This is a genomic window from Brevibacterium otitidis (assembly GCF_042429315.1).
GTDB lineage: Bacteria > Actinomycetota > Actinomycetes > Actinomycetales > Brevibacteriaceae > Brevibacterium > Brevibacterium otitidis.
Map to the genome: position 1 here is coordinate 64,562 of NZ_JBHMAU010000067.1, position 16,773 is coordinate 81,334.

At 67.3% G+C, this 16,773-nt stretch carries 18 protein-coding genes and 1 tRNA gene; 9 read left to right on the top strand and 10 right to left on the bottom strand.

Annotation, left to right across the window (positions count from 1 at the left end):
- Positions 1 to 25 precede the first annotated feature (25 nt).
- From ACFFN1_RS10965 to upp, 3 genes are all read right to left on the bottom strand, one after another.
- Positions 26 to 955, bottom strand: coding sequence for an endonuclease/exonuclease/phosphatase family protein (locus tag ACFFN1_RS10965; RefSeq protein ID WP_376840770.1), 930 nt, complete (start codon positions 953 to 955; stop codon positions 26 to 28).
- A gap of 145 nt (positions 956 to 1,100) precedes the next feature.
- On the bottom strand, positions 1,101 to 1,805 hold the full coding sequence (locus ACFFN1_RS10970; RefSeq protein WP_376840771.1) for a winged helix-turn-helix domain-containing protein: 705 nt from the start codon (positions 1,803 to 1,805) through the stop codon (positions 1,101 to 1,103).
- Positions 1,806 to 2,122: 317 nt separating this feature from the next.
- Positions 2,123 to 2,758: a uracil phosphoribosyltransferase gene (upp, locus tag ACFFN1_RS10975; protein WP_376840772.1), complete on the bottom strand. Its 636-nt coding sequence runs from the start codon at positions 2,756 to 2,758 to the stop codon at positions 2,123 to 2,125.
- A gap of 113 nt (positions 2,759 to 2,871) precedes the next feature.
- Between upp and ACFFN1_RS10980 the strand changes: the two genes are divergently transcribed.
- The 3 genes from ACFFN1_RS10980 (at position 2,872) to ACFFN1_RS10990 (ending at position 4,028) form a co-directional block, all read left to right on the top strand.
- Entirely contained in the window at positions 2,872 to 3,414 is a 543-nt protein-coding gene (locus ACFFN1_RS10980; protein ID WP_376840773.1) for a tRNA adenosine deaminase-associated protein, read from the top strand.
- A gap of 40 nt (positions 3,415 to 3,454) precedes the next feature.
- A complete protein-coding gene (gene tadA, locus ACFFN1_RS10985; RefSeq protein ID WP_376840789.1) occupies positions 3,455 to 3,886 on the top strand; it encodes a tRNA adenosine(34) deaminase TadA in 432 nt (143 codons plus the stop codon).
- Positions 3,887 to 3,940: 54 nt separating this feature from the next.
- Positions 3,941 to 4,028: transfer RNA gene (locus ACFFN1_RS10990), tRNA-Ser, on the top strand.
- A gap of 92 nt (positions 4,029 to 4,120) precedes the next feature.
- On the opposite strand, the gene ACFFN1_RS10995 is transcribed toward ACFFN1_RS10990, so the two are convergent.
- From ACFFN1_RS10995 to ACFFN1_RS11010, 4 genes are all read right to left on the bottom strand, one after another.
- The gene (locus tag ACFFN1_RS10995; protein WP_376840774.1) at positions 4,121 to 4,648 is read right to left on the bottom strand and encodes a dihydrofolate reductase family protein; all 528 of its coding nucleotides are present in this window, start codon (positions 4,646 to 4,648) and stop codon (positions 4,121 to 4,123) included.
- 73 nt (positions 4,649 to 4,721) lie between these two features.
- Entirely contained in the window at positions 4,722 to 5,306 is a 585-nt protein-coding gene (locus ACFFN1_RS11000; RefSeq protein ID WP_376840776.1) for a hypothetical protein, read from the bottom strand.
- Between the two features lie 367 nt (positions 5,307 to 5,673).
- Positions 5,674 to 6,315, bottom strand: coding sequence for a hypothetical protein (locus tag ACFFN1_RS11005; RefSeq protein WP_376840777.1), 642 nt, complete (start codon positions 6,313 to 6,315; stop codon positions 5,674 to 5,676).
- Between the two features lie 535 nt (positions 6,316 to 6,850).
- Positions 6,851 to 7,609: a hypothetical protein gene (locus tag ACFFN1_RS11010; protein WP_376840778.1), complete on the bottom strand. Its 759-nt coding sequence runs from the start codon at positions 7,607 to 7,609 to the stop codon at positions 6,851 to 6,853.
- 186 nt (positions 7,610 to 7,795) lie between these two features.
- On the opposite strand from ACFFN1_RS11010, the gene ACFFN1_RS11015 reads away from it, so the two are divergent.
- A complete protein-coding gene (locus ACFFN1_RS11015) occupies positions 7,796 to 8,416 on the top strand; it encodes an isochorismatase family protein (RefSeq protein ID WP_376840779.1) in 621 nt (206 codons plus the stop codon).
- Here the strand turns inward: ACFFN1_RS11015 and ACFFN1_RS11020 are convergent.
- A complete protein-coding gene (locus ACFFN1_RS11020) occupies positions 8,331 to 9,365 on the bottom strand; it encodes an aminotransferase-like domain-containing protein (RefSeq protein ID WP_376840780.1) in 1,035 nt (344 codons plus the stop codon). The two genes, ACFFN1_RS11015 and ACFFN1_RS11020, sit on opposite strands and share 86 nt — an antisense overlap.
- A gap of 89 nt (positions 9,366 to 9,454) precedes the next feature.
- Positions 9,455 to 10,684: an alpha/beta hydrolase gene (locus ACFFN1_RS11025; RefSeq protein ID WP_376840781.1), complete on the bottom strand. Its 1,230-nt coding sequence runs from the start codon at positions 10,682 to 10,684 to the stop codon at positions 9,455 to 9,457.
- A 137-nt stretch (positions 10,685 to 10,821) separates the two neighbouring features.
- Here ACFFN1_RS11025 and hisC point away from each other — a divergent pair, with 137 nt between their 5' ends.
- Positions 10,822 to 11,949, top strand: a complete 1,128-nt coding sequence (gene hisC / locus ACFFN1_RS11030) for a histidinol-phosphate transaminase (RefSeq protein ID WP_376840782.1) — start codon at positions 10,822 to 10,824, stop codon at positions 11,947 to 11,949.
- Positions 11,950 to 12,047: 98 nt separating this feature from the next.
- Positions 12,048 to 13,445, top strand: coding sequence for an FAD-binding oxidoreductase (locus ACFFN1_RS11035; protein WP_376840790.1), 1,398 nt, complete (start codon positions 12,048 to 12,050; stop codon positions 13,443 to 13,445).
- A 130-nt stretch (positions 13,446 to 13,575) separates the two neighbouring features.
- Here ACFFN1_RS11035 and ACFFN1_RS11040 read toward each other — a convergent pair whose 3' ends face one another.
- Positions 13,576 to 14,394, bottom strand: a complete 819-nt coding sequence (locus tag ACFFN1_RS11040; protein ID WP_376840783.1) for a fumarylacetoacetate hydrolase family protein — start codon at positions 14,392 to 14,394, stop codon at positions 13,576 to 13,578.
- A 195-nt stretch (positions 14,395 to 14,589) separates the two neighbouring features.
- Here ACFFN1_RS11040 and ACFFN1_RS11045 point away from each other — a divergent pair, with 195 nt between their 5' ends.
- From ACFFN1_RS11045 to ACFFN1_RS11055, 3 genes are all read left to right on the top strand, one after another.
- Complete coding sequence (locus ACFFN1_RS11045; RefSeq protein WP_376840784.1) at positions 14,590 to 14,715, top strand: hypothetical protein; 126 nt, start codon at positions 14,590 to 14,592, stop codon at positions 14,713 to 14,715.
- A 330-nt stretch (positions 14,716 to 15,045) separates the two neighbouring features.
- Positions 15,046 to 16,233 carry a tRNA guanosine(34) transglycosylase Tgt gene (tgt, locus tag ACFFN1_RS11050; RefSeq protein WP_376840791.1) on the top strand — a complete coding sequence of 396 codons (1,188 nt, stop codon included), beginning with the start codon at positions 15,046 to 15,048 and terminating at the stop codon, positions 16,231 to 16,233.
- Positions 16,230 to 16,739 carry a DUF2079 domain-containing protein gene (locus ACFFN1_RS11055; protein ID WP_376840786.1) on the top strand — a complete coding sequence of 170 codons (510 nt, stop codon included), beginning with the start codon at positions 16,230 to 16,232 and terminating at the stop codon, positions 16,737 to 16,739. The genes tgt and ACFFN1_RS11055 overlap by 4 nt, the downstream gene beginning before the upstream one ends.
- The last annotated feature ends 34 nt before the right edge of the window (positions 16,740 to 16,773 follow it).

A 16,773-nucleotide genomic window follows, 5' to 3' on the forward strand; every position in this document is an offset into this window, starting at 1 on the left:
CGGCACCCCACCTCGGGACCGGTGCTCAGGCGGCGGCTGTGTCGAGGTAGCTGATGATCGCTCGGTGATCGGAGGTGCCGCGGTCGAGCACCCGGTCGCCGACCGGATCGAAGCCGCGCACGAGCACATGGTCGAGGCGCACGACCGGGAACACGCTCGGCCAGGTGAAGCCGAAGCCGCCGCCGACGGCCTCACGGGAGTCGGTGAGCTCGGAGCTGAGCGAAGAGAAGTAGCGGTCGGAGGCCGCGGAGTTGAAGTCTCCGGCGACGATGATGCGTTCGGCGTCATCGGCTCGGATCCGGTCGGCCAGCTCGCTGAGCGCCGAATTGCGCAGCGACTCCTGGCCCGGGCGCACTGAGGGCATGTGCACTGCGTACACGCGCACCGGCCCGTCATCGGTCTGCATCGTCGTGGCGATCGCCCGCGGCCACTGCAGGCCGAGGTCGATCTCCTCCGGTGAGCTCAGCGGCCAGCGCGACCAGATGCCGACGGTGTCGGTGACGGCGGTGTGCTCATAGGCCGAATCGAGCTGCTTCTTGATGATCTGGCCCGACAGCGACGCGATCTCCTGGATCGCCACGACATCCGGGTCGTGGTTGATGAGGTTCTGCGCGGTCGCCGTGGGTTGCGGCATGCGGGCGCCGACGTTCTGGCTGGCGACGACGATATCGGCGTCATCGGGGGTGTCGGCCGGGCGCAGGAAGGGATAGAACATGCCGCCCCACACGAGCGCGGGCACGAGCACCCCGATGATCGCGAAGACTGAGAAGCGGATGAGCGCGGCCAAGAGCAGCAGCACGAGCAGGATCCACGCCCACGGCAGCAGGGATTCGACGATGAGTGCGACCCCGCGGGTGGTCGGGATGAGGGTGTGCATGGCCAGCAGGGCAGCCAGCAGCAGCCCTGCCACGAAGACGAGAATGCCCTTGCCGGGCGAAGACTGACGTTTCGGCATCGTGTGAACTATAGGCCGCTTAGCTGACCGAACCCTTAAGGACTCACGTCTGATTCTTTAGGACGTCCGTCTGCCTTCGGGCAGCCGGCGGATGCGGGGTCCAGTCCCGTTCCCGAGGCGGCCCCCACCGCTCCCGAGGCGGCCCTCACCGGAAGGCGGTCGCCGTCCAGACGGTGACGTCGGGGTGGTCGTCGTAGCGGTAGCCGGCACCGCGGATCGTGCGCACGATCGAGGAGAAGGCGCCGAGCCGCTTGCGCAGCCGCTTGATGTGGACGTCGACGGTGCGCTCATCGACAGCGCCGGTGTCCGCATCCCACAGCGCGGCGATGAGATCGGCCCGCGAGAGCGTCGACCCGGCCGAGGTGACGAGCGCGGCGAGCAGATCGAACTCCTTGGGCGTGACGTCGGCCAGCTGCCCATCGACGGTGACCTCGCGGCGCGGGATGTCGACGCGCACGCGCGTCTGGGCCGGTGGGGCGAGTTGCTCGCTCGGCCGCGGCGGGCGCATCGCTGCTGCCATGCGCGAGCGCACCGGTCCGTGCCGTCCGGCGGGGGAGCCGGTGGCGGCAGGGGAGCCGGTGGCCACCGCGCGCACCGCGTCGAGATCGCGGTACGGGCCGTCGGGGGCCTGCATGATGACGGTCTGGGTCTCAGCCTGCGGGGCACGCTCCCGGATGACCTGCTGCACGGCCTGCGCGAGCTCGGTGAGGTTCGTGCCGCATTCGGCGGCTTTGGCCTCATCGAGACCGACGTAGACGGTGAAGCCGCGGGCGGCGCCGGGGGCAGGCTGGCGGCTGCGGCCGGCTGGGCCCATGACGCGGGGCGCGGAGGCCGGATCAACGGGAGTCAAGCGGGCTCCCTGGCGTCGGGTGGCAGCGGCGCTGCGCGGGTGGATGGGGCGGGGAACAGCATTCATGGTCAGAGTCCTTGCGCGTCGGCGTGAGCGGATGAGTCAGTCGCATCATGCTTCTCGTCCGCGGCCCATGCCTGTGGTCATCGCAGGCCGCGGACGCAGCGCATCATGGCGATGGCGCTGCGCGCGAGGTGGTGACAGGACGTGCTGTGCATGGCTGTCATTGTTCTTCACAGAACCGGCGCAAAGCAATTGCAGATCCCGAAACTGAGACGTTTATGACGCTTTATGACAACACCGAGGTGGTCGCCGGCTCAGACGACGCCGTACATCCGGTCGCCGGCATCGCCGAGACCGGGCACGATGTAGCCCTTGTCGTTGAGCTTCTCATCCAGCGCCGCAGTGTGGACGGTGACGGTGGCGACGCCGTCATAGCGCTCTTCGATATGGCGCACACCCTCAGGGGCGCTGACGAGGCAGACCGCGGTGACATCGGAGACGCCGCGGTCGAGCAGGAAGTCGATCGCCATCGCCAGTGTGCCGCCGGTGGCCAGCATCGGGTCGATGACGAAGACCTGCCGGTCGCGCAGGTCGTTCGGCAGCCGGTTGGCGTAGGCGTGTGCCTCAAGGGTCTCCTCATCGCGGACGAGCCCGAGGAATCCGACCTCAGCGGTCGGCAGGATCTTGAGCATTCCGTCGAGCATCCCGAGGCCGGCCCGCAGGATCGGCACGACCACCGGTCGCGGGGCCGACAGCGTCGTGCCGATCATGGGGCACACCGGGGTGACGATCTCTTTGTCTTCGACGCGGATGCCGCGCGTGGCCTCATAGGCCAGCAGTGCGACGAGCTCTTCGGTGAGCCCGCGGAAGCGGCCGGGATCGGTGCGCTCATCACGCAGGACGGTGAGCTTGTGGGCGATGAGCGGGTGGTCTGCGATGTGGAGCTCCATACCCCTGAATCTACCGGATCGTGCGCTCGGACACATGCCGCGCAGTGAGACGGCTGCGCACTTCTGCTGGTCACACAGTGGTCTGCCGGGCAGGCATCAGCAAGAATAGAGACATGGCATACTTCACCGAGATCCTCGCCGAGGGCGTGGACGGATACCGGCCCCTGGACCTCGACCTGCGCGATGCTGCCCACCTCGATGACCTCACCGAGATGATGCGCAGCGCCAGCAGCGACGGCGAGGTCATCGCCGTCGTCGAGCATGAAGACGAGTGGTTCGCCCTCATCCGGCTGAGCGCCGATGACGAGGTGCGGGTGTTCATCTCCGATCTCGCCGCTGCCGCCGACAGCCCCTACGCCGACATCTTCGCCGACTACCTCGACTCCGGCCCCTCGACCCTGGACGCTGACGATCAGTTCGATCCCGGCCCGGAATACGACGCCGATGATGAGGATGACGACGACGCCGAGATCGACATGTTCGAACCCGAAGAAGATGCCGAATGGGGCGGAGACACCGATATCTACGCTGACCGCGGCATCGACGCGCGCGAGCTGCTCGACCAGGTCAGCCGCTACCAGTCGGATCCGGCCCGCGTCGTCGCCCACATCGGAGAGAAGATCGGCTTCGCCGATGCCCTCGGCTCGGCCGGCTGATACAGGCGGCCTGGCCGTCCCGTCGGTCTACCGCACCTGGATGGATGCCGCACTCGCTGCGGCAGCACACACTGATGCCAGCGCCGACGTGCCGATCGGGGCCGTCGTCGTCGACGCCTCGGGAACGGTCATCGGCACCGGATTCAATGAGCGCGAAGCCCACCATGATCCCACCGCCCACGCCGAGGTGCAGGCGCTGCGGGCGGCCGGCCGGCACCTCGGGCGCTGGAGGCTGAGCGGCACGACGCTTGTCGTCACCTTGGAGCCGTGCGTCATGTGCGCGGGTGCTGCGGTCGCCGCGCGGGTCGAGCGGATCGTCTTCGGCGCCTATGACGACAAAGCCGGGGCCTGCGGCTCGGTGTGGGACGTCGCCCGGGATCGGGTGAGCCTGCACGTTCCCGAGGTGGTCGGCGGGGTGCGTGCCGAGGAGTGCGCGGCCGGACTCGTCGACTTCTTCGCCTCCCGCCGCTGAGCGCCGCGGGCGCTGATTTGGTCGCAGACTGTGCCCCGTTGTAGAGTATTCCGCGGTAGCGTGTCCGAGCGGCCGAAGGTGCAACACTCGAAATGTTGTGTACGGCAACCCCGTACCGTGGGTTCAAATCCCACCGCTACCGCGCAGAGCATGAGCCCTGACCAGAGAGAACATCGCGGTCGGGGCTCATGTCATTCCGGCGGCTGTCATTCGGGCAGGCATGCCCTCAGGCCGTCATTCCGGCCGGAGGATGAGGTGCTGCGCGCCGGTGCTCAGGGTCTGGTGCGCGGCGACGGTGAAGCTCTGCCCGTCGAGGCCGTCGGTCCATTTCTGCTCACCGGCGACGATGACCGGATCGATGAGCAGGTTGAGCTCATCGACGAGGCCGGCGGTCAGCAGTCCGCGCAGCGTCGCCAGGCTGCCCGACATCCCGATCCAGCCGGCCGTGCGCTCCTTGAGTGTGCGGACCTCGTCCATGCTGCGGAGCACCTGAGTGTTCTCCCACGGCGAGGCGTCCAGTGTCGTCGACAGCACGTACTTGGGGATCCGGTTGATGAACTCGGCGAACGGGTCCTCGGCCTGCGGCCAGTAGGCTGCCCACGCATCGTGGAGCACCCGGCCCATGAGGTAGCCCTCGCAGCGCATGATGTGCGCGTCGACGGCCTTGCCCATATCGGCGTCGAAGTACTCTGCGTGCCAGCGGTCGGGGTGCTCGGCGGAACCATCGAGCGTCGTGAAGAGATTGACGGCAAGCTGTCCCATCTGGATCCTCTCAGTCGGTCCGTGCACCGGCAGCGGCGCCGAGGTGTGCTGTGGTCCCCAGTCTACGGCCGGCTCACTGCGCAGCTTCGGTATACGCCTTGACGACCTCAGCGGCGATATCCGGAGTCTTCTCCACTGGTGAGCCGTTGAGAGGCGAGACGATGATGAGCCCGTTTCCGGTGAGCGCAGTGAGGAAGTGCATCTCAATGCCGGGCCCATGCGTTGTGGTGACGGTCGTCTGCACGGCGCTGTGAGCGCCGGGCACCTCGGCATCCTCAGCGGTGATCGACATCGTGTGCTGCTGCTCGCCGGATCCGCCGAAGGGCACCTCGTACGTCATCTCTTCACAGGAGGAGCCGACATCCGCAGTGGTGCTGAAAGCGGTTTGCGCCTCATCCGGTGATGCATGGGAGACGACGAGAGCCCTGTAGGTCTGTTCGTCGTTGACCGCATAGCCGGCCGGTGCATCGACGTGGCCCTCGCCCAGCTGCGCTGCGAAGACGTCCTTGCACTCCTCCGGTTCGACTGGGCTCTCAATGAGTATCGAATAGGATTCCTCTGTCGCGGCTCCGCTGCCTGGAAAGGCTTCGAAGCTCTGACCGTCGTAGGAGACACCGCTGAGGAGCTCGCCGATCTCCTCCTCGCTGAGCTGGCGCATGTCGGCCCCAGCAGCATCCGGGCCTCCCTGCTCGGCAGAGTCGGATCCGAAACCTCCTCCGCAGGCAGAGAGGGCGAGTGTCAGTACGGCTGCTGCTGCAGTGCCGGTGATGAGTCGGGATGGGGATGACGCGGGCGGTGTGGTGATGTGTGCTCCTGCTGCGAGACCAGTGCTGTGACGCGGACAACTTCACAGTACGCGCCAGAATCGGCCTGCCGCCAGTGTTGGGCGGTGCAGATCCGGCACAGGCGGTTCCGAATCAGACGATTCGGACAAGCGGAGCGTGCGATGTGAGTGCGTGGGCAGCTCCCCGGTGACTCAGACCTGCCCCGGCGGCACTCTCGTGCCGCCGGGGCAGGGAACTGGATCACTCGGAGGCTTCGGAGTAGGCTTTGACGGCTTCAGTAGCGACGTCAAGGGTGCCCGATGCTGTCCCGTCCATCACTGAGTCGGCGGTGACGAGCCCGTTGCCGGTGAGGGCAATGACGGTGAACGGTCCCTCGTCCTCATTGTCCGGTGCAGCGGTGCTGAACATCACTGCTCGGTCGGCCCCGGGAATCTCGCTCTCCTCGACGGTGATCGACCTCTCGAACGTGTCGCCATTACCCATCTCGAGAGTCAACTCCTCACATCCTTCGGCGTCCTTCAGCTTCTCGTCAAAAGCCTTGCTGGCCTTCTCTGCTGACGTGTAGGAGATGGCGCCGGCGGTGTAGCTGTTCGACTCGTTGAGTGCGTAGCCGTTCGGAAGTTCGGTCTCGGGCTTGCCGATCAGATCGAGGAAGGGAGCCTTGCACTCGGCCGGATCGTACTCGGCCTCTTTGTACTGTTCCTTGGCGCTTCCCAGCTCGCCTGGGGTTTCGTCTACAGAATCGAAGCTCTCGCCCTCGTAGGAGATGCTGTTGAGAGCTTTTTCGATCTCCTCCTGGCTCAGCTGGCGTGCTTCCGATGCAGTTGATCCGTCGGCCTCCTGCTCGGATCCCTCCTGCTCAGTCTCCTGCTCAGAGCTCACCTGCTCAGCTGTCTGCTCGGCTGCCTGTGGGGTGTTCGGTCCGGCGTTCTGCTCCTCACTGGCGTCAGAACCGGAACCTCCGCCGCAGGCAGTGAGTGAGATTGCCAGGCCGGCTGCGGTCGCGGCACCGGCGATGAGGTGGAACGGGGATGATGACGTAACGGTCTTCATGATGGTTCTCCCTTTCTGTGTTCGGTGCTATGCGGTTGTTTTTCTGTTCGCAGCGGTTAGCTGCAATTTCAGACTGAGGGCCAGAACCGGTCTGTTGGGAGCTTCGGACGTTGCAGTCCGATTACATGCTTTCGAATTTTGCTGCAGTCGTATTACAGAGTTTCGAATGTTTCAGCCCTGCCACAGCATGTTTCGAATCAGATGACCCAGGCGGGCGGAACATGCGGTGCGAAGACTGGAAACGACAAGGAGGCCGGCCGTCGGCAGGGTGGTGAAGACCGATTCCACCGCCGACTTCCTCGCAGCTGCGGAGACACACTTCTGCCCCAGCAGCACGCACGTGCCGCTGGGGCAGATGGTCAGCTCACTGCAGGGCTTCGGTGTACGCGTTGACGGCTTCAGCAGCGACGCCGGTGGACTTCTCCTCTGTCGAATCGTGCAGAGCGGAGCCGGCGACGAGTCCGTTGGCGGTGAGGGCGGTGACGTAGTACAGCGTGTCATCAGGAGCCATCGGCAGGCTGGTGGTCATCAGCACGGCGCGGTCTGCGCCGGGCACGTCGATCTCCTCGACGGTGATCGACATCTCGATCTTCTGGCCGGCGGCCTCGATTGACATCTCCTCACATGCAGAGCCGGTGCTCAGCGTCGCATCGAGGGCCTCGCTCGCCTCATCTGCTGATGCATAGGACATGGCGACAGCGTTGTAGGTGTGCTCCTCGCTGATGGCAAGGCCAGTCGGGATGTCGGTGTCAGCCTTGCCCATCTGCTCCAGGAAGACCTTCTTGCACTCAGCTGGTTCGATCGGCGCCTTCTCCAGCTCCGTCTTGGCAGCTTCCATCTCCGGCGGATCGTTGGGAGCGGCCGCAAAGCCCTCGCCCTCATAGGAGATGCCGCTGAGGGCTTCCTCGATCTCTTCCTGGCTCAGCTGGCGGGTCTCCGGGGCAGCCGGCTCCTCGGCTTCCTGCTCGCCACCCTCCTGCTCAGCCGCCTGGTCGGCGTTCTGCTCATCGCCGGCACCGGAGTCGGATCCTCCGCCGCAGGCAGAGAGCACGAGCGCCAGACCGGCTGCTGCTGCGGCGCCAGCGACGAGGCGGGATGGGGATGACGAGGAAAGGGCTTTCATGGCAGTTCTCCTGTTGCAAGATCAGTGCTGTGACACGGTCGTTGTGGCTTCAGATTAGACGTCGAGCTCGGCCCGTTGCCAGCTGCGGCTGTTGCAGTCCTGGCACAGGAAGCAGACGGTGCGGTCGTCCCATACACTTGGAGCGTCAGGCGCGAGTGCGCGGGCGCGAGGACGGAGGCCGATGACATGAGCGAAGCGACAACGACGACGGACCTGAACCGACAGAGCACTGCCCTTGTCCTCGTCGACATCCAGAACGACTTCTGCGAAGGCGGGGCACTTGGAGTCGACGGCGGGGCCGAGGTGGCGCGCAGGGCAGCAGAGTTCGTCGCCGAGCATCGTGGCGACTACGCCTGCGTCGTCGCCACCGCTGACTGGCACATCGATCCCGGCGAGCATTTCTCCGCCAACCCTGACTTCGTCAACTCCTGGCCCGTGCACTGTGTGGCCGGCAGCGACGGTGCGGCCTTCCACCCAGAGGTCAAGCCCGCGATCGAGACCGTCGATGCGATCTTCTGCAAGGGCGAGTACGAAGCGGCCTACTCCGGTTTCGAAGGCCGCCGCGCGCCCGCCGACAGCGATACGGACGGCGGCGAGCTGCTGGCCGAGTGGCTGCGCGCTCGCGGCATCACCGCCATCGATGTGTGCGGCATCGCTACCGACCACTGCGTGCGGGCGACCGCACTCGACGGCCGCAATGAGGGCTTTGCCGTGCGCGTGCTCACTGACCTCGTCGCCGGTGTCGACGCGGCCCGCTCAGCCGAAGCGCTGCAGGAGATGGATGCCGCCGGCGCCGAGCTCTCCTGACCGGGTTCAACGGCGGAACCGTGCCGGCCGAACCGTGCCGGCCGCGACCTGACGGCCGAACCTTGCCGGCCGTTCTCAGCCCTGGAACTCGCGCAGGGCTGAGGCCAGCCGGGCGATGCCCTCGTCCATCCGATCGGCCGGGGTAGGCCGCGCGGATCTGCGGCAGCCCGGCGGTGAAGTGGCCTTCGCTGATATAGGCGTTGAGCATGCACTGCGAGAGCGCCGAGGCGCACTGGTCGGTCGTCGTCTTCACCTCGGCGATGGCAGAGATGATGACCTCCGGACCGCAGGCCCAGCCCAGCCGGGTGCCCGGCGTGAAGGTCTTGGAGAACGTCCCCACCTGCACGGTGACATCGGGGCCGAGCTCATAGATCGAAGGCAGGTACGCGCCGTCGAAGGCGAGATCCCGGTAGGCGACGTCCTCGACGATGATGACGCCGGCCTCGCGTGCGGCAGCGACGAGCTCGGCCCGCCGCTTTGCTGAGAGCAGCAGGCCCGAGGGGTTCTGGAAGTCCGGGATGACATAGGCGAACTTCGGCGCCGCACCCTGCTTGGGCGCGGTCTCGCAGGCGTCGAGCAGCGAGGCCGGCACGAGGCCCTCATCATCGTTGCGCATCGCCACCGGCACCGCCTCATTGGCGGTGAACACCGCACATGCACCCAGATAGGTGGGGGCTTCGACGAGGACGGCATTGCCCGGATCGGCCAGCGCCGTCGTCACAAGCGTCAGCGCATCGACACCACCGGAAGTGACGATGAGCTCGTCCTCGGCCGGCACTTGGCCCTGGGTGTCGGCGATGAGGTCGCGCAGCGTCTGGCGCAGCGAGGCCAGCCCGCGTTTCGAGGCGTACTGCAGTGCCACCTCGGGAGCGGTCGAGACGGCCTTGGCCGCCAGCTCGCTCAGCAGCTGGGAGTCGAAGAGCGTCGGGTCCGGGAACCCGCGTCCCACCAGGCGGAGCGGGTCAGGCTGGGCTGCGCGGAGCGAGAGCGGGCCGGGCTGCGCGGGAACGTGCGGAGCGGGTGAGGGAGCAGCCGGGGTCAGCCGAGCACGCCGAAGAGGAACCGGGCCAGTCCGTCATAGGCCTGCCGGCGCGGGGCCTCGGCGGATATGAACACATCGTGCATCGCATTGGGGATCCGCTCGATCGTCATCGACTCTCCGAGCGACAGCGCGCGCCGGGCGATGACATCGACGTCGAGGACGATATCGGCAGTCGCCATCGACGAGGTGAAGGACGCGCCCCTCAGCGTCGTCGCCGAAATCTGCACGAGCGTGGGAATCGTGAGCCCCAGCCCGGCCTCGACCTGCTTATGGCCGGCGAAGATCGCCTGCAGCCACGCCGGATAGATCGGGAACCCGCCGGGAGGCTTGAGCCGCAGGTCATAGGGCAGCCGGCCGAGTGAGGCGCTGGCGAGGGTGTAGAAGTTCGGCAGCTGCACGTTCAGCGGCTTCGCCGACTTCGAGCGCAGCCCCATCCACGCGTTCATGAGCTTGCGCGCGGCGGCATCGTACTGGAACTCCAGCCACGGCGAGTTCAGCAGCAGCCCGCAGGCGGTGTCCCGGTGCCTGGCCGCCCACAGCGCCAGGATGAGTCCGCCGGTCGAATGCCCGTGCAGCAGCACCTGCGCGCCGGGATTCTCCGCCTCGACGACGGTGAGCGCGGCGGCGATCTCCTCATCGTAGGCGCGCAGATCCTCGATGTAGCCGGCATGCGTGCCCGGGCCGGTGAGCGCCCGGCCGGGCAGATCGTCCTCGGCCGCGACCGCCAGTGCGGCCGCCGCATCCGGGTGGGCGGCTGGGCTTCCGTGCGCTGTCGCCTCCGCGTGTGCGGCTGCCGTTTTCGAGGTGTGGGGCGCCCAGTGCTCGGGGCCGCCGGCTGCCTCGATGAGCAGGCTGCGTCCGTAGCGGCGCAGATCGATGGCGTAGAAGGCGATGCCCAGCGATGCGTAGTAGTCGGCGAGCCGGTGGTGGAAGAAATAGTCCGACCAGCCGTGCACATAGATGACGGCCGTCCGGGCCGGAACCACCGGGCGGGCAGTGCCGCTCGGCTGCAGTGCCGGCTCGGCGTCGCGGAGTGTGGGCCCAGTTTCGCGCCGCGCGGGATCGGCATCCCGCAGCTGCCCGGCATCAGCACCGCCGTCCCCGGCAGCAGCACCGGGCAGCGCCGGGGCGATGATGACAGCGGTATCACCGTCGCCCACAGTGATCGGCAGCATGCGGAATCGCGGCCCGAGGATGTCCTCGCCCCATTCGTGCATCTGTGCCATCCGCCCATTCTGTCAGCCCGCCCCCAGCGTCGGAAGCCGCCCCACGGGCATCGGAAGTCGTCCGCAGGCACCGGCAGTCGGTGCTGGGAACGTGACCGGCGCCTCGGGAACGGGCAGAGATATGGCACCATGACGCTATGAGTGAAAAGTTCCGCCTGCGCCCGGCCCTGGCGAACACGCCAGCCTACGTCCCGGGCAAGCCGCCCAAGGCCTCCGAAGGCCTCAAGTCCTACAAGCTGTCCTCGAATGAGCACCACATGGAGCCGCTGCCGGCCGTCGCCGAGGCGGTCGCCGCCGGCGGCCTGACCCCGGCCAGCTACGCCGATCCGGGAGTCACCGAGCTCACTGCTGCGCTCGCCGACCACCTGGGGGTGGGCACCGATGCGGTGCTGTTCTCCGCCGGCGCCTCCGAGATGCTCAAGGCGCTCTTCCACATCGCCGTCGACCCCGGTGACGAAGTCGTCTACCCGTGGCCGTCCTTCGAGATGTACCCGCAGCTGGCCAATCTGTGCGGGGCCGCCCACCAGCGCATCAGCGTCGATGCCGAGGGCCGCCACGACCTGCCGGCGATGGCCGCTGCGATCTCCGAGCGCACCCGGCTGGTGATCCTGTGCACTCCGAACAACCCGACCGGCCCGGCGCTGCGCCAGGACGAGTTCGACGCCTTCATGGCCGAGGTGCCCAGCGACATCGTCGTCATCCTCGATGAGGCCTATATCGACTTCTGCGATGCGCCCGATGCCCTTGACGGGCTCGCCGCGCTGCGCCGCTACCCCAACCTCGTGCTGCTGCGCACCTTCTCCAAGTCCTATGGCCTGGCCGGACTGCGGGTGGGCTACGCGGTGGCCGATCCGGCGCTCATCATGGAGCTGCGCAAGTCGGTGCTGCCGTTCTCCGTCAGCGCCTCGGCACAGCAGGCCGCGCTCGCCTCCCTGCAGCACCGCGAGGACATGCAGGTCCGCGCCAAGGAGGTCGCACGCCTGCGCGATGAGCTGGCAGACGGGCTGCGCGGCCTCGGCTACGAGGTCTTCGAGGCCTACGGCAACTTCGTGTGGCTCAACCTGGGCGAGCGCTCCGACGAATTCGAAGCCGCCTGCCTGGACGCCGGGCTGGCCGTGCGCAACCTCAAGGACGGGGTGCGGATCTCCGTCGGTCCCGAGGAGGCGATGCAGCGGGTGCTGACCGTCGCCGAGGCGTTCGTCGCCGACGGCGGTGCCGTCACCGGGGCCGGCGCCCCCGCCGAGGCGGATGGGGCACCTAAGTGAGCGGTGCGGCTGAGGCGACCGGTGCCTCGGGAGCGGCTCTGGCGACCGGTGCCTCGGGAACGGCTCTGGCGACCGGTGCCTCGGGAACGGCGGGCGGGCTGCCGCTTGAGGAGCTCGCCGCCGAGCTGAGCGCCGGCGCACTCGTCACCGACCGGGACGTCATCACCACCTATTCGAAGGATTGGGCGCTGTTCTCCCACGTCGGCCGTGCGGCCGCCCTCGTGCGCGCCGCCTCGGTCGAGGATGTGCAGGCGACGCTGCGGTTCGCCACCGCCCACCGGATCCCGGTCGTGCCGCAGGGAGCGCGCACAGGTCTGTCCGGTGCGGCCAACGCCGTCGACGGCTGCCTGTTGCTGACGGTGGCGAGGATGAACAGGATCCTCGAGGTCAACACCGTCGAACAGACCTGCACCGTGCAGCCGGGCGTCATCAACCAGGATCTCAAAGAGGCGCTCAAGCAGCACGGGCTGGCGTACCCGCCGGATCCCGGTTCGGTGGCGATCTCCTCGATCGGCGGCAATGTCGCGACGAACGCCGGCGGCCTGTGTTGCGTGAAGTACGGCGTCACCCGCGACTATGTGCGCAATCTGACGGTGGTGCTCGCCGATGGGCAGATCACCCGGGTCGGCCGGCCCACCCAGAAGGGTGTGGCGGGGCTGGAGCTCTCGCAGCTGTTCATCGGCTCGGAAGGCACGCTCGGCGTCATCGTCGAGATCACCCTGGAGCTCATCCCGGCGCTGCCGGACCCGATCACCGCGATCGCGCTGTTCCCCGAGGCCGCCGATGCCGCGAGCACCGTCTGCGACTTCATGGCCACCGGCGCGCGGCCGTCGATGCTCGAATACCTCGACGGTCCGTCGATGGACATGATCAACGACTACGGCGACTTCGGCCTGCCCACCGGGATGGGCGCGATGCTGCTCGTGCAGTCCAACGGCGACGGCAGCCTGGAGGCCGCGACGCAGGAGATGGGGGCGTTCTCACGGGTGGCCGATGCCTGCAACGCCGCCGAGGTGGTCTTCAGCGAGGATCCGGCCGATTCCGAGCTGCTCGTGGCGGCTCGGCGTGCGGTCGGCCCGGCGGGGGAGAAGTTCGCCAATGCCCACGGCGGCGGCGAGCTCATCGACGATGTGTGCATTCCGCGTGCCCGGATGCGGGAGTTCTTCACCCGCCTCGACGAGCTGCGCGCCGCCTATCCGCAGGTCATCATCAGCAACGCCGGGCACGCCGGTGACGGGAACATGCACCCGTGCGTGTTCTTCGATGAGCGCGATGAGACCACCACCGCGCTGGCGCAGGAGGCCTTCGATGCGATCATGGCCCTGGGGCTGGAGCTCGGCGGCACCATCACCGGTGAGCACGGGGTGGGCTACCTCAAGAAGGAGTGGCTGGCCCGCGAACTCGATCCGGTGACCCGCGCCATGCACCTGAAGATCAAGGACGCCCTCGATCCGCTCGGCATCCTCAACCCCGGCAAGATGCTCGGCGCGCTGTGAGGTGAGGGCCGCGGGGTGAGCCCGGGCGCTCGGCGCGCTGTGAGGTGAGGGCCGGCGGCGGCCTTGGCCGCCCTCAGCTCTCCAGGCCGCCCTCAGCTCTCCAGGCTGCCCTCAGCTCTCCAGGCTGCCCTCAGCTCGCCTGGCCGCCGGCGATCCGGTTGCTGATCTGGCCGATGCCGGTGATCTCGACCGACACCTCGTCCCCGGGCGCCAGCCACCGCTCATCGGCCATGCCGACGCCGCCCGGAGTGCCGGTGAGGATGAGGTCGCCGGGCTCAAGGGTGATGATCGTCGACAGGTACGACACCAGCTCCGCCGGCCCGAACACGAGGTCCCCGGTCGAATCCTGCTGCCGCACCTCGCCGTTGACCCGCGTGGTCAGCTGCGCTGCCGCCGGATCGAAGTCATCGGCGGTGACGACGACCGGCCCCACCGCCGATGACGCCTCCCACATCTTGCCCTGCAGCCACTGCTGCGTGCGCATCTGGTAGCCGCGCATCGAGAAGTCATTGGCCACCGTGTAGCCGGCGATCGCCTGCGCAGCCTGCTCGGGGTCGGCGCGCCGGACAGCGGTGCCGATGACGATCGCCAGCTCGCCTTCGAAGTCGAGCTTCTCGTCCTCAGCCGGGGCCACCACCTCGGCGCCGGGATCCGTGAGCGAGCAGGCGAACTTCGCAAACACCGTGGGGAACTCCGGGGTGTCCATGCCCACCTCGGCGATGTGGTTGCGGTAGTTCAGGCCGATGCACAGCACCTTCGCCGGGTTGAGGATCGGCCGCAGCGGCTGCGCTTCGGCAGCCGGGATCGCCGGAGCCGAGGCGGTGCGCGCCTGTTCGAGTCCCCTCTCGTGGGCCAGCAGCTGGCCGACATCGGCGAAGCCGTGCACCGGCACATAGCCCTCGTCGGTGAGCACCGCAGCCGTCGTGCCGCCGGTCGCAGTCAGATTCATCGTCGCCAGTCTCATGATGTCCTCCGTCTCTGATGAGAGTCGTTCCTCTACGATGTCTCACCTTTCGAAATCTGATGAATGGATTCCACCGCACGGACAAAAACAGAGATTTTTCTGTCTAGGATAGGCGCACACGCTTCACAATATGATGCGTATCACAGTGGAACTTCATTCAGCGTAGAGCGGAGATCTCCCATGAACTCACCAGCCGCGAAGGGAGAGGCGATCGTTGCCGAAACCAATTTCGACCTGCAGACCATCGACCCTGCACGGCAGTTCGAGTTCACCGGGTCGACGATCAGCTCTACCAGACCACATTGACCTTCGAAGACGGCGACCTCACGAAGCCGACGGACGGGCTGTGCTCCTTCGAGATGTCTGAGGACCAGAAGGAGCTCACACTGACGATGGTCGACAAGGAGGCCAAGTTCTCAGACGGCAGCCCCGTTGAGGTCGACGACATCGCGGGTGGATGGCAAGGGAATCATCCCGAATGTCTAGCCCCTCGTGGGTCATCGGAGCAGGTGGCCGAGCCCTGCTGGCTAGACTGGTGTGGTGACTTCTCAGCAACAGGACACCACCGCCTCGGGCGCGGCCGTGACCGACCCGGTATGCCGCCGCGAGGACTTCGGATTCAGCGTCGGTACCCGGATGGCGACCGGCGGGCGGACCGGCACGATTCGCACCCCGCACGGGGAGATCCAGACCCCGGCGTTCATCCCGGTCGGCACGAAGGCCACCGTCAAGGCCGTGCGCCCGGACGAGGTTGCGGGCCTGGGCGCGCAGGCCGTGCTCGCCAACGCCTACCACCTGTACCTGCAGCCCGGCGCCGACCTGCTCGACGAGGCCGGCGGGCTAGGGAAGTTCATGAACTGGCCGGGACCCACCTTCACTGACTCCGGCGGCTTCCAGGTCATGAGCCTGGGTGTGGGGTTCAAGAAGGTCATCTCGATGGACATCCCCGACTCCCCGGACGACTCCGCAGTCGCCGCCGACAAGGAGCGCCGGGCGCTGGTCGACGACGACGGAGTGACCTTCAAGTCCCATATCGACGGCACCCTGCACCGCTTCACGCCCGAGGTGTCGATGCAGGTCCAGCATCAGCTCGGCGCTGACATCATGTTCGCTTTCGACGAGCTCACCACGCTGATGAACACCCGCGGCTACCAGGAGATGTCGCTGGAGCGCACCCGCCTGTGGGCCGAACGCTGCCTGGCCGAGCACGAGCGGCTCACCGCGGCGCGGTCGCACCGGCCGTATCAGGCGCTGTTCGGGGTGCTGCAGGGAGCGCAGTATGAGGACCTGCGCCGCAAAGCCGCCCGGGACCTCGGGGCGATGGACTTCGACGGCTTCGGCATCGGCGGGGCACTGGAGAAGGAGAACCTCGGCACGATCGTCGGCTGGGTGTGCGAGGAGCTGCCGGAGGACAAGCCGCGCCACCTGCTCGGCATCTCCGAACCCGATGACCTGTTCACCGCCATCAAGGCCGGCGCTGACACCTTCGACTGCGTCTCACCCTCGCGCGTAGCCCGCAATGCCGCGGTCTACAGCCGCGACGGCCGGTACAACATCACCGGCTCGAAGTACCGCCGCGACTTCGGCTCGATCGACGCCGAATGCAGCTGCTACACCTGCCAGAACTACTCGCGGGCGTATCTGCGACACCTCTTCAAGGCCAAGGAGATGCTCTTCTCCACCCTGTGCACCATCCACAATGAGCACTTCATCGTCAGCCTCGTCGACGAGATCCGGGCAGCGATCGAAGTCGACCGCTTCACCGAGCTCGAAGCCGAGGTGCTCGGCCGGTACTACGGATCCAAGCAGGTGGTTGAGTCATGAGCGCCGACAAGCAGACGCACACCCGCCCCCGAGCCGCGCACGCCGACTCCGGCCCCGAGCTCACCGAGCTGCTCAACCGGTGGATGCCGGCGATCGGCGCGCTGACGGCGTTCATCCTCTACACGACGCTGTCCGTGCTCATGTGGCGCGCGCAGTACGCACCCAGCTGGGACCTCGGGATCTTCACGCAGCTGCTCGACCAGTACGCCCACGGGCGGGCGCCGATCGTCGACATCAAGGGGCCGGGCTACCACCTGTGGGGCGACCACTTCCACCCGATCCTCATCCTGCTCACCCCGCTGTACTGGATCGCGCCCTCAGGGCTGACGCTCATGATCGCCCAGGCTGCGCTGTTCGCCGCCTCGGTGTGGCCGATCTCCTCGCTCGCGCGCGAACGCCTGCGGATGCGCGGCGGCTGGCTCGTCACCGCCGGATATGTGGCTCTACTGACTGATCCGTGGGTCTTCAGCGGCCGGGCAGGAGGGGGCGGTGGCCTCCGAGTGTGAGCATGGCGAGGCCGATCAGGGGCTCGGGTGAGCG